This is a genomic window from Intestinimonas sp., assembly GCF_026169115.1.
GTDB lineage: Bacteria > Bacillota > Clostridia > Oscillospirales > Oscillospiraceae > Intestinimonas.
Genome location: NZ_JAPFEA010000084.1, coordinates 1 through 11,880, shown reverse-complemented (window position 1 = coordinate 11,880; position 11,880 = coordinate 1). Strand labels below are relative to the sequence as shown.

General features: G+C 65.4%; 11 protein-coding genes. 10 read left to right on the top strand and 1 reads right to left on the bottom strand.

Annotation, left to right across the window (positions count from 1 at the left end):
- The first annotated feature begins 376 nt into the window (after positions 1 to 376).
- From rimP to Q0Y09_RS07615, 10 genes are all read left to right on the top strand, one after another.
- Positions 377 to 832, top strand: coding sequence for a ribosome maturation factor RimP (gene rimP / locus Q0Y09_RS07660; RefSeq protein WP_297719994.1), 456 nt, complete (start codon positions 377 to 379; stop codon positions 830 to 832).
- 13 nt (positions 833 to 845) lie between these two features.
- On the top strand, positions 846 to 2,015 hold the full coding sequence (gene nusA, locus Q0Y09_RS07655; protein ID WP_297719992.1) for a transcription termination factor NusA: 1,170 nt from the start codon (positions 846 to 848) through the stop codon (positions 2,013 to 2,015).
- 206 nt (positions 2,016 to 2,221) lie between these two features.
- A complete protein-coding gene (locus Q0Y09_RS07650) occupies positions 2,222 to 2,500 on the top strand; it encodes a YlxR family protein (protein ID WP_297719990.1) in 279 nt (92 codons plus the stop codon).
- Positions 2,493 to 3,029 (top strand): ribosomal L7Ae/L30e/S12e/Gadd45 family protein, encoded by a 537-nt coding sequence (locus Q0Y09_RS07645; protein ID WP_297719988.1) that lies wholly within the window; start codon positions 2,493 to 2,495, stop codon positions 3,027 to 3,029. Before Q0Y09_RS07650 ends, Q0Y09_RS07645 begins: the two co-directional genes overlap by 8 nt.
- Positions 3,030 to 3,162: 133 nt before the next feature.
- Positions 3,163 to 5,544 carry a translation initiation factor IF-2 gene (infB, locus tag Q0Y09_RS07640; protein ID WP_297719986.1) on the top strand — a complete coding sequence of 794 codons (2,382 nt, stop codon included), beginning with the start codon at positions 3,163 to 3,165 and terminating at the stop codon, positions 5,542 to 5,544.
- A gap of 115 nt (positions 5,545 to 5,659) precedes the next feature.
- Entirely contained in the window at positions 5,660 to 5,998 is a 339-nt protein-coding gene (gene rbfA, locus Q0Y09_RS07635; protein WP_297719984.1) for a 30S ribosome-binding factor RbfA, read from the top strand.
- Positions 5,999 to 6,007: 9 nt separating this feature from the next.
- Entirely contained in the window at positions 6,008 to 6,958 is a 951-nt protein-coding gene (locus tag Q0Y09_RS07630; protein ID WP_297719982.1) for a DHH family phosphoesterase, read from the top strand.
- On the top strand, positions 6,951 to 7,829 hold the full coding sequence (gene truB, locus Q0Y09_RS07625; protein ID WP_297719980.1) for a tRNA pseudouridine(55) synthase TruB: 879 nt from the start codon (positions 6,951 to 6,953) through the stop codon (positions 7,827 to 7,829). Before Q0Y09_RS07630 ends, truB begins: the two co-directional genes overlap by 8 nt.
- A gap of 29 nt (positions 7,830 to 7,858) precedes the next feature.
- Positions 7,859 to 8,758 carry a riboflavin biosynthesis protein RibF gene (ribF, locus tag Q0Y09_RS07620; protein ID WP_297719978.1) on the top strand — a complete coding sequence of 300 codons (900 nt, stop codon included), beginning with the start codon at positions 7,859 to 7,861 and terminating at the stop codon, positions 8,756 to 8,758.
- 32 nt (positions 8,759 to 8,790) lie between these two features.
- On the top strand, positions 8,791 to 10,185 hold the full coding sequence (locus Q0Y09_RS07615; protein ID WP_297719976.1) for a DUF1576 domain-containing protein: 1,395 nt from the start codon (positions 8,791 to 8,793) through the stop codon (positions 10,183 to 10,185).
- Between the two features lie 45 nt (positions 10,186 to 10,230).
- On the opposite strand, the gene Q0Y09_RS07610 is transcribed toward Q0Y09_RS07615, so the two are convergent.
- Positions 10,231 to 11,880: SpoIIE family protein phosphatase (locus Q0Y09_RS07610; protein WP_297719974.1), on the bottom strand; the 1,650-nt coding region annotated here is incomplete at its 5' end.

The window sequence follows — 11,880 nt, the reverse complement described above, 5'->3', positions numbered from 1 at the left end:
AGCCCTTCGCCGGGGTGGACCCGGCCCGGACGGAGGACCTGATGGACGCCGTCCGGGCACTGGGCCTGCCGACGCTGCTGTGCGCCCACGAGGGCCATACGGTGGCCCTGGCTGACCGGCGGGTGGACCTGGAGGGCCCGCCCCTGCGCATTACAAAGTCTGCCCGGGCATAACGCCTGGGCAGACTGCTTTTGGGGGAAGAAGCCCCTGTATTTTCAAGAATTCCCGGTAAAAATCTTGCAATCAGACTATCTATATGATATACTGTCCACACTAGCAGTGTAAGTATCCGTCAAGAGTGGGGTCCGCCCCGCTCTTTCTTATTGAAAAAAACAGATCTTCAAGTATCTGGGGAATGTGTCGGGAGGGATGCAGCATGGCGAAGGTGACCGAGCTCACGGCGGCGCTGGCGGCCCCCATTGTGGAGGCGGCCGGGTGCAGTCTCTGGGATGTGGAGTATGTCAAGGAGGCGGGGGAGTGGTTCCTCCGGATCTACATCGACAAGGCGGACGGGGTGTCCATCAATGACTGCGAGGCGGTGAGCCGCCCCCTCAGCGACGCGCTGGACGAGGCCGACCCCATTGAGGGGAGCTATACCCTGGAGGTCTCCTCCGCCGGCGCCGACCGGGCCCTCAAAAAGCCGGAGCACTTTGCCCGGTTCGTGGGCAGCGAGGTGGATGTGAAGCTCTACCGGGCCCGGGACGGGCGGAAGGAGCTCACCGGTGTGCTCCGTGGCTATGACGGCGGGGACGTGACGGTGGAGCTCCCCGGCGGGACGGAGACTTTGGAGAAGAAAGACGTTGCTCAGGTGCGGCTGCATGTGAGCTTTTAAGGGAGAGAACGAAATGCCGAGAAAGAACGCCAAAAAGACCAACAGCAGCGAGAACGACGGCCAGGAGTTTTTCGCCGCCATTGCCCAGATCGAGAAGGAGAAGGGCATTCCCGCCGGATATATGATGGAGAAGATCACCCAGGCCCTGGCCTCCGCCTACAAGCGGGACCACGAGGGGGCCGGGGACAACATCGAGGTCAAGGCCAACCCCGAGACCGGTGAGGTGCGCATGTTCATCCTCAAGGACATCGTGGAGACCGTGGACAATCCGGCCACCGAGATGTCCCTGGAGGAGGCCCGCCGGGCCATCCCCCACGCCCAGCTGGGGGATGTGGTCCGCATTGAGGTCAAGCCCAAGAATTTTGGCCGCATCGCCGCCCAGACCGCCCGTCAGGTCATCATCCAGGGCATCCGGGAGGCCGAGCGGGGCATGATCTACGACGAGTTCAGCTCCAAGGAGCATGAGATCCTCACCGGTGTGGTCAGCCGTATCGACCCCCGCAGCGGCGCGGCCAACCTGCGCATCAGCTCCAGCAGCGAGTACACGGAAGCCTTCCTGGCTCCCGGCGAGCAGGTCCGTGGGGAGGAGATTCACGAGGGCGACCGGCTGAAGGTCTATGTGGTGGAGGTCCGCCGCTCCACCAGAGGGCCCCAGGTCCTCATCTCCCGTACCCACCCCGGTCTGGTCAAGCGTCTCTTCGAGCTGGAGATCCCTGAGATCTACGACGGCACCGTGGAGGTCAAGTCCATCGCCCGGGAGGCGGGCAGCCGCACGAAGATCGCCGTCTGGTCCGCCGATGAGAATGTGGACCCCATCGGCGCTTGCGTGGGCCCCGGCGGACAGCGGGTCAACAGCATCGTGGAGGAGCTCCACGGGGAAAAGGTGGACATCATCAAGTACAGCGAGGACCCCACCGCCTATGTGGCGGCGGCCCTCTCTCCCGCCGACGTGGTCAGCGTGGACCTGCTGCCCGACGGCAAGAGCTGCCGGGTGCTGGTGCCCGACGACCAGCTCTCCCTGGCCATCGGCAAGGAGGGCCAGAACGCCCGTCTGGCGGCCAAGCTGACGGGCTACAAGATCGACATCAAGCCGGAGTCCGACCCGGGCGAGCTGCCTGTGGCGGAGGAGGCCGAGGTGGAGAGCGCGGAGGAGCCCGAGGAGAACGCGGACGCCGAAATGTAAGGCCCTCCTGACCGCGGCGTCTGCCGCGCCAAGCCTTTGCCCTTGGGCAAAGCTTGGGTTTGGGCGGATTCACTCCGCCCAAATCAAATGAAAAAAGGGGCCCCCGCAAAAGGCGTCGCCTTTTGTGGGGCTGGCCAGAACGCCCGTCTGGCGGCCAAACTGACGGGCCGCGCGGCGATTGAGATACAAAGAGGGGAGTGCGTGACATGCCCAAGAAGATCCCCATGCGGCAGTGTGTTGGCTGCCGGGAAATGAAGGAAAAGCGACAGCTCATCCGGGTGGTGCGCGCCCCGGAGGGAGAGGTCTCCCTGGATTTCAAGGGAAAGAAGCCGGGCCGGGGAGCCTATGTGTGCCCCGACCCGGAGTGCCTGAAAAAGGCCCGGAAATCCCGGGCCCTGGAGCGGGCCTTTTCAGCGGCCCTGCCGCCGGAGGTCTACGAGGCCCTGGAGGGCCAGATGAGGACGGGGGAGGAGCAGGATGGATAACGCGCTTCGACTCATCGGACTGGCCCGAAAGGGCGGCCGGGTGGAGGTGGGCGAGGAGCCGGTGGGTGCCGCCGCCCGGGCCCGCAAGGCCCGTTTGGTGGTGCTGGCCGCCGACGCCGCAGACAACACCCTGCGCCGGGCGGCCCACTTTGCCCAGGCGGGGGCCGTCCCCGCTGTCCAGTCTCCCTATACCAAGGGAGAGCTGGGGCTGGCGGTGGGACGCACCTCCTGCGCCATGCTGGCCATCACCGATTACGGTCTGGCCGCCGCCTTTGCCCAAAAGCTGGCGGCAATGGACCAGGAGCAGTACGGCGATACCGCCGCCCTTCTGGAGGAAAAGGCCCAGCGGGCCCTCCAGCGGCAGAAGGAGCAGCGGCGGCACGAGAAGAAAATGGAGCGGGCGGCAGCCAAGCCCTGGGTTGCACCCGCCAGACCGGCCTCCCCCAAAGGGGCGGAGGGCCGCAGGAAGCAGGTGCGAAAGGACCCAGGCAGGGGTACAAAGCGCGGAGGAGGGCGTCACGTGACGTGAAGGGGTACAGATGAGGCCGCAGATGCGGCGGGAAGGTAGTATCAGCCAGCGGATCGCTTCAATACGCAAGCCCGGGTCGCGGCTCCGGGTTTTCGTATTGAAGTGATCCCAACGATCAACGGAGGGAATATATTTGAGTAGTCTGATCAAGTACAGAGTTCGGGATGTGGCCAAGGACTTTGGCCGCGCGCCCAAGGAGATCATCACCATTCTGGGCAAGTACGGCCCCGCCCCCAAGAACAACATGCAGGTCCTGGAGGACGGCGAGCTGGCCATCCTCTTTGACTATCTCACCCGGAACAACCAGGTGGAGAGCATCGAGAGCATCTTTGCAGACACCTATCACGAGCCCAAGCCGGCTGCAGAGACCAAGCCCGCCGCCCAGAAGGGCGGAGAGAAGGGGGCTCCCGCCGCCCAGAACGGCGGCAAGCCCGCCGGCAGCCAGCTCCAGGGCGGCGGCAAGCCGGCCCAGAGCCAGCAGCCCGCCCAGAAGACGGCTCCCCAGGGCCAGAGCAGCGTGAGCCGGAAGGTCCCCGAGAAGAAGATCGTGGACACCCGGAAGAGCGGCAACGTGAACCTGGAGAAGTACGACCAGCGCCTGGAGGATCTGGCCGCCGGCAAGACCAAACAGATGCAGGCCGGCAAGCAGAAGTTCCAGGGCCGGAACCAGCAGCGCCGGGGCGGCGGCTTCCAGGGTAGCAAGCGCCGGGCGGAGGAGCAGGAGAAGATGCGCCGCCTCCAGGCCGAGATCGCCAAGAAGCACCCCACTGTGGTGAAGATTCCCGACGAGATCGCCGTGGGCGAGCTGGCCAGCCGGATGAAGAAGACCGGCGCCGAGGTGGTCAAGTGCCTCATCAAGAACGGCGTTATGGCCTCCCTCTCCGACGTGATCGATTATGATACCGCCGCCATCATCGCCGAAGAGATGGGCTGCAAGGTGGAGAAGGAGATCATCGTCACCATTGAGGAGAAGCTCAACGATGTGAGCGAGGACAAGGAGGAGGATCTGGAGGACCGGGCCCCCGTAGTGGTGGTCATGGGCCACGTCGACCACGGCAAGACCTCCCTGCTGGACTATATCCGCTCCGCCCATGTGGCCTCCGGCGAGGCCGGCGGCATCACCCAGCACATCGGCGCCTATCAGGTGGACGTGGGCGGCAAGCCCGTCACCTTCCTGGACACCCCCGGCCACGAGGCGTTCACCGCCATGCGCGCCCGGGGCGCCATGATTACCGATATCGCCATCCTGGTGGTGGCGGCCGACGACGGCATCATGCCCCAGACCGTGGAGTCCATCAACCACGCCAAAGCGGCCAACATCCCCATCATTGTGGCCATCAACAAGATGGATAAGCCGGAGGCCAACCCCGAGCGCATCAAGCAGCAGCTCACCGAGTACGAGCTGGTGCCCGAGGAGTGGGGCGGCGAGACCATCATCTGCCCCATCTCCGCCAAGACCGGCGACGGCGTCGACAACCTGCTGGACATGGTGGTCCTCACCGCCGAGATGCAGGAGCTCAAGGCCAACCCCAACCGCTCCGCCCACGGCGCCGTCATCGAGGCCCGGCTGGACAAGGGCCGCGGCCCCGTGGCCACCCTGCTGGTCCAGAACGGCACCCTGCACCAGGGCGACATCATCATTGCCGGCACCGCCGTGGGCCGTGTCCGCGCCATGACCAGCGCCCGGGGTGAGAAGCTGAAGGAGGCCGGTCCTTCCGTGCCCGTGGAGATCATCGGCATGGGCGAGGTGCCCGGTGCCGGCGACGACTTCCACGCCGTGGACGACGAGCGCATGGCCCGTGAGCTGGTGGAGCAGCGCAAGCAGGAGCAGAAGGACCGCATGAACGGCCCTGTGGGCCAGAAGGTCTCTCTGGAGGACCTGTTCAGCCAGATCCAGGCCGGCGAGATGAAGAACCTGAACATCATCGTCAAGGCCGACGTCCAGGGTTCTGCCGAGGCGGTGAAGGCCAGCCTGGAGAAGATCTCCAACGAGGAGGTCCGGGTCCGGGTCATCCACTGCGCCGTGGGCGCCATCAGCGAGAGCGACGTCATGCTGGCGGCCACCTCCGGGGCCATCATCGTGGGCTTCAACGTCCGCCCCGACAACAACGCCCGGGATTCCGCCGGCCGTATGAACGTGGATATGCGGATGTACCGGGTCATCTACGACGCCATCAACGAGGTAGAAGCTGCCATGAAGGGCATGCTGACCCCCAAGTTCAAGGAGGTGGACCTGGGCCGGGCCGAGGTCCGCAACGTGTTCCGCATCACCGGCGTGGGCATGGTGGCCGGCTGCTATGTCACCGAGGGCAAGATGCAGCGGGGCGCCCAGATGCGCCTGCTCCGGGACAACATCGTCATCTACGACGGCGCCATTGCCTCCCTCCAGCGCTTCAAGGACAGCGTGAAGGAGGTCGCCCAGGGCTACGAGTGCGGCATTACCTTCGAGAAGTTCCAGGACATCAAAGAGGGCGACGTAATCGAAGCCTACCTGATGGAGCAGATCGAGGTGTAAGATTCCCCCGACGTCCAAACCACACCGGAGCCCGTGCAATCAAACCAAACAGACCCGTTCCATCCCCAAGTCATTTGAGGAGGGGACGGGTCTGTATGCTTAATAGGAGAAAAATATGGCAAGCAATCGTATCGGACGCATCAACGAGGAGATCCAGCGGGAGCTGTCCGCCCTCATCCGCACCGTGAAGGACCCACGGGTCCACGGGCTGGTCTCCATTACGGCGGTGGATACCGCCCCGGACCTGCGCTATGCAAAGGTCTATGTGAGCATGCTGGACAAGAGCGACGTCAAAGAGGTGGTCAAGGGCCTCAAGTCAGCCGGCGGTTACCTGCGCCGGGAGCTGGGGCGGTCCCTTCAGCTCCGGTATACCCCCGAGCTTACCTTTGTGGCCGACGACTCCATCGCCGAGGGCGCCCACATCCTGGAGCTCATCGAAAAGCTGGACAAGTGAGGTGCCCCTATGGAGTACAGAGAAGCGGCAGAATTGCTGCTGCGCCAAAATGATATCCTGATCCTGACCCACAAGCGCCCCGACGGAGATACCATCGGCTGCGCCGTGGGCCTGTGCCTGGCCCTGCGGGCGCAGGGCCGGACGGCCTGGCTCCTCCCCAACGAGGACGCCACCCGCCTGTTCACTCCCTACCTGGAGGGCTGTCTGGCCCCGGAGGACTTCCGGCCTGCCTTTGTGGTGTCGGTGGACATTGCGGGGAAGGGGCTCTTTACCCCTGCCGGAGAGCAGTGGCTCCAAAAGGGCATTGATCTGGCCATCGACCACCACCCCTCCCAGGAGTATTTTGCAAAAGAGACCTGCCTGGACGCCGGGCGGGCGGCCTGCGGCGAACTGGTCTATGACATCGTCCGCCAGTGGGGGCCGGTGTCCCGAGAGGTGGCCCTGCCCCTCTATGTGGCGGTGTCCACCGATACCGGCTGCTTCCAGTACAGCAATACCAGCCCGGACACCCACCGGGTGGCCGCCGCGCTGATGGAGACCGGGATCGACGCCCAGTGGGTCAACAAGCGGCACTTCCGCACCAAGAGCCTGAAGCGGCTGAAGCTGGAGGCCCTCATCGTGGACACCATGGACCTCCACGACGACGGCGCCATTGCCATTGCCGCCGTCAGCCTGGACGACATGGCCCGGCTGGAGGCCGACGAGGCGGATGCCGAGGATATCGCCGCCTTTGTGGGTCAGCTGGAGGGGGTCCGCACCTCGGTGACCATCCGGGAACTGGAGGGCGGGTCCTGCAAGCTCTCTGTCCGCACCGACGAGACGCTCAGCGCCACCGGGGTCTGCGCCCTGCTGGGTGGCGGCGGCCATGCCGCTGCCGCCGGCTGCACCATTACCGGGAGCGTGGAGGACGCCAAGGCGGCCATCCTCTCAGCCATTCGACAGGTGCAGGGCCATGCCTAACGGGATCCTTGTCATTGATAAGCCCGCTGATTGGACCAGTATGGATGTGTGCGCCAAGGTGCGGGGCATCTTCCACGAAAAGCGGGTGGGCCATGCCGGTACCCTGGACCCCATGGCCACCGGTGTGCTGCCGGTATTCATTGGCCGGGCCACCCGGGCGGTGGAGTTCGCTTCTGAATCCGAAAAGGAATATATTGCAGAACTTAAACTAGGCATTATCACAAATACCCAGGATACCACCGGTGAGGTGATCGAGGAGAGACCGGTGACGGCGGGCCGGGAGGAACTGCTGGCCGTCCTGGATCAGTTCCGGGGCGACATCGCCCAGATCCCGCCCATGTACTCCGCCATCAAGGTGGGGGGCAAAAAGCTCTACGAGCTGGCCCGGAAGGGTAAGGAAGTGGAGCGGCCACCCCGCCCAGTCCGCATCCACGAGTTGGAGCTGCTGGACTCCGCCGGACCGGCGGACCACCGGCTGCGGGTCCGCTGCTCCAAGGGGACCTATGTCCGCACCCTCTGCCACGACATCGGCGCGGCCCTGGGCTGCGGCGGCTGCATGGGCGCCCTGCGGCGGACCATGGCTGCCGGCTTCACTCTGGCCGACGCGGTGACGCTGGAGGCCGTCCAGGCCGCCGCCGACCATGGGGAGGCCGAGGGCTTGCTGCTGCCGGTGGACGCCTACTTTGCCGGACGGCCCGATCTGATCCTGAAGCCGGAGGCGGAGAAAAAGCTCCGCAACGGCATGACCCTGGTGCTGCCCGGCCTGACGGCGGGAGAGTATCGGGTCTACGGCGAGGACGGGGGCTTTTTGGCCCTGTGCCGCTGGGAGCGGGGCAAGCTCACCACGGTCAAGAGCTTTTTCCCGGTATGAGACCGGGAGAGGAAAGAGAGAGGATTTCCGTGAACGAGACAAAACGAGCCATCGCCCTGGGCTTTTTCGACGGGGTGCATGTGGGCCACGGCGCTCTGCTGAGCCGTGTGAGAGAGGTATCGGCCCAAAAGGGGCTGGTCCCCACCGCCTTTACCTTTGACGCCCACCCGGGCAGCCGGATCACAGGGGCGGTGACACCGCTCATCAACTCTCCTGCTGACCGGGCCGATCTGATGCGGCAGCACTATGGCATCCAGGAGGTCATCGTGGCCCATTTTGACAGCATGATGCGGATGGACTGGCGGGACTTTGTCACTGAATACCTGGTCAAGGAGCATGGCGCTGCCCATGTAGTGGCCGGGCATGACTTCCACTTCGGCTACAAAGGGGAGGGCAATCCCCAGCGGCTGGAGGAGCTGTGCGCCCAGCTGGGGGTGGGCTGCAACATCATCCCCAAGATCGAGCTGGAGGGGATCACCGTCTCCTCCACCTATATCCGCACCCTCATCGCCCAGGGGGAGATGGAGCGGGCCATGGAGTTTCTGGGCCACCCCCACATCCTCACCGATAAGGTGGCCCACGGGAAAAAGCTGGGCTCCACATTGGGCTTTCCCACCGTGAACCTCCATTTCCCTGAGCATGTGCTGGTTCCTGCCCACGGGGTGTACGCCACCCGGGTATGGTTTGAAAACGGCGAGAGCCGTCCCGCCGTCACCAACATCGGGGTCCGTCCCACAGTGGACGACGGGGATCGGGTCAGCGTGGAGGGCTACATCCTGGATTTCTCCGGGGACCTCTACGGTCAGACCATTCGCATGGAGTTCTACAAGAAGCTGCGGGGGGAGCGGAAGTTCCCCTCCCTGGAGGCGCTGCGGGAGGAAGTCATGCGCAACGCTCAGGAGACCAGAGAATATTTCCGCACCGTTTGACCCCAGACCGGAGCCAATGGGAGGGACTGAAAATGAGATACAAGAGCATGTACCCCATGATCCTGGCGTATATCCTGGCCCTGGCCCTGGCGGGGCTGATTTTTGACGACCCGGCCAATATCCTGCCCGGGCTTCAGAAGATCATCCTGACTCAGGACGTACTCATCACCGACTATGTGGAGATCGCGGGGCCGGGCGCGGCCTTCATCAACTCTGCTCTTGTGACGTTAATCAGCCTCGGGCTTCTCTACCTCTCCGGCGACCCCCTCAACGGCTTCACCATCACCGAGATGGGCCTGATGTCGGGGTTTGCCCTCTTTGGGAAGAACTTTGTCAACATCTGGCCCATTATTCTGGGCACCTGGATCTACGCCCGCATTCAGAAGGAGCCCTTTTCCAAGTACACCTCGGTGGCCCTGCTGGCCACCGCCCTCTCCCCACTGGTGAGCTACATGGGTCTGGGCAGCACCTACGCCCACCCGCTGGGGGGCGTGCTCATCGGCGTGCTCATCGGCCTGGTCCTCCCGCCCCTGTCGGCCTACACCTACAAGGTGCAAAACGGCATGAACCTCTACAATATGGGTTTTGCCTGCGGCCTGCTGGCCATGATGCTGGTCCCCATGCTCACCGCCATGGGGGACGCCCCCAGCAGCGTGCTCTACTGGGCGGAGGGCTACAACCTCCGCTTCGGCCTGGCGGTGGCCGTGATGTGCCTGGTCTTCATCCTGTGCGGGCTCTTTTTCTCCGGGCATCCCGTCTGGGCCAACTGGGCGGGTTACCGGCGGCTCCTCACCAGCTCCGGGCGGGCGCCCAGCGACTTCCTGCGGATGATGGGCGGCGGACCGGTGCTCATCAACATGGGGGTCAACGGGCTCCTGGCCACCTCTTACATCCTGCTGGTGGGCGGCGATCTCAACGGCCCCACCCTGGGCGGTATCCTCACCATCATCGGCTTCTCCGCCTATGGCAAGCACGCCCGGAACATCCTGCCCGTCATGTGCGGCGTCCTGCTGGGCGGTATCTTCATGCACTACAATGTGGACGCGCCGGGGCTCCAGCTGGCCGCCCTCTTCGGCACCACGCTGGCTCCCTTCGCCGGGGTCTTCGGCTGGCCGGTAGGCGTGGTGGCCGGCTTCCTCCACTCGGCGGTGGTCCTCCAGGCCGGCTATGTGCTGGCCGGCGTCAACCTCTATAACAATGGCTTTTCCGGCGGACTCATCGCCATCGTTCTCTTTCCCACGGTCATGGCCATCTTCCGCCACCGGAAGCCGGAGCTTACGCCCCGGGATCTCTTTGAGGTCTTTACGGGGGATAAGCCCAAGCCCATGGAGCGGGATCTGCCTCCCGCACAGAGAGTGCCGGAGGGGGAGCCCTTCCCAGCGGCTGCCCGGCGGAAGTCGAAGAAGAAATCATCAAAGAAGAAATAAAAAGCGCAGGGTCTTCCGCCATTCAGTCGGAAGACCCTGCATTTTTTATGGGTGCTCCTCCCGGAGCTCCAGCCGGAGGACCAGCGCGGTGCGGTCGTCGGAGGGGCCGGTCCCGCCGTCCTGACCGTCCACCAGGGTCAGAGCGAGGTCCTTGGGGCTTGTCCCGTCGAAGGCGGACAGAGCGTCCCGGAGCCATTGGTCGTCCCGGGCGTCGGCCACCCCGTCGCTGACCAGCACCACCAGATCCCCCCGCTCCAGCTGGAGCCGGGTGACGTCGGGGGCGGTGCGCTCCCCGTCGGTGAGCCCGGCGGGCAGCGCGCCGCCGGTGATGCGGCTCACGGAGGTCCCCCGCCGCAGATAGGTGGGGGCGGCGCCAAACTTGTAGAGGACAGCGGCGCCAGTGAAAAGGTCCAGCTCCAGCAGGTCCACGGTGGTGAAGCCGCCCTCCTCCTCGCTGCGGAGGGCCAGGGCGGCGTTGAGGGTCTTCAGCGCGGTGTCGGCCTGGACCCCCGCCCGCAGGAACTGCTCCAGCAGCCGGACGGCCAGCTTGCTCTCCCGGCTGGCAGCGGGACCGCTGCCCATGCCGTCGCACAGCATGACATAGAGGAGCCCATCGGTGGTGCGGAGCAGGCCGCCGGCGTCCCCGCTCACTGTCTCACCCCCCTTCTGCCGGGCGGCGGCCCCCATGACGGCCTGAAGGGGCTCGGCCTGAGTGAAGACCAGGTGGGTCCCGGCGGGGCCGTCGGACACCTCCTCTGCCGGGTGGAGGGGAAGACCCATCAGACCGGAGAGGGCGGCGCGCTCCCCCTCCCGGCGCAGGGGGGTGAGGTCGGGGCCGGCCAGCTCACAGCGCAGGTGCCCGGCGCGGTCATAATAGACCCAGGCATCCCCCTCCAGCCCCAGCGCGGTGAGGTGACGGCGCAGCCGCTTTTCCCGCGCAGGGTCTGGGGTGAGGGAGTCGGAGAGCTCAGAGGCGGCCTGACCCAGCAGGGTGGACAGGGTGCCATACTGCCGGAAGACCGCAGCCCGGTTTTCCTGAAGGCGGCTTTGGTATTGCCGGCGGCAGAGGGCGGCGGTGAGGGCCTCGTTGGCGGCGGCGAGGAACTGGGGGAAGTGAAGGCAGCGGGTGGCGAAGTGCTGGGGAAAGTCTCCGGCCTCTCCCCGGCCCCGCTCCGCCATGGCGGGGAGGGCGTCGTTGAGGGCGGAGAAGGTGCCGTTGTAGTCCCGCTGCCAGCAGGCGTCCCGCAGGGCGCACCGGCGGCAGACCTTGTCCGCCGCCCGGTCAAAGACGGTGGAGAGGTCCTCGTCGTTGGGCGTGTGCCCCCGAAAGCTCCCCCGCATGGATTCATAGAGGGTACGGAAAGCCTCGGCGGTGTGGGTCAGCCGGTCCCGGACATAGGCGGCGGCCCGGTCGGCGGTGTCGGGCGTCCCCTCCCGGCGCAGCCGGGCACGGACCTTGCGCAGCAGCGATTCCGGCAGCAGAAGAAAGAGGACGGAGGCGGCGAAGACCTCATAGAGAAGGGGGAGCTCCGCGCCCCCCTGCCAGGCCCACAGCACCACCACCGCGTTGGTGAGGACGTAGGCCACGGCGCAGCCCGTCCGGGAACGCCCCTGGAAGACTCCGGTGAGGAGACCGGCGCAGCCGTAGCACACGGTGCAGGACCAGTCGCCGGCCCCCCGGGCCAGGTCCATGCT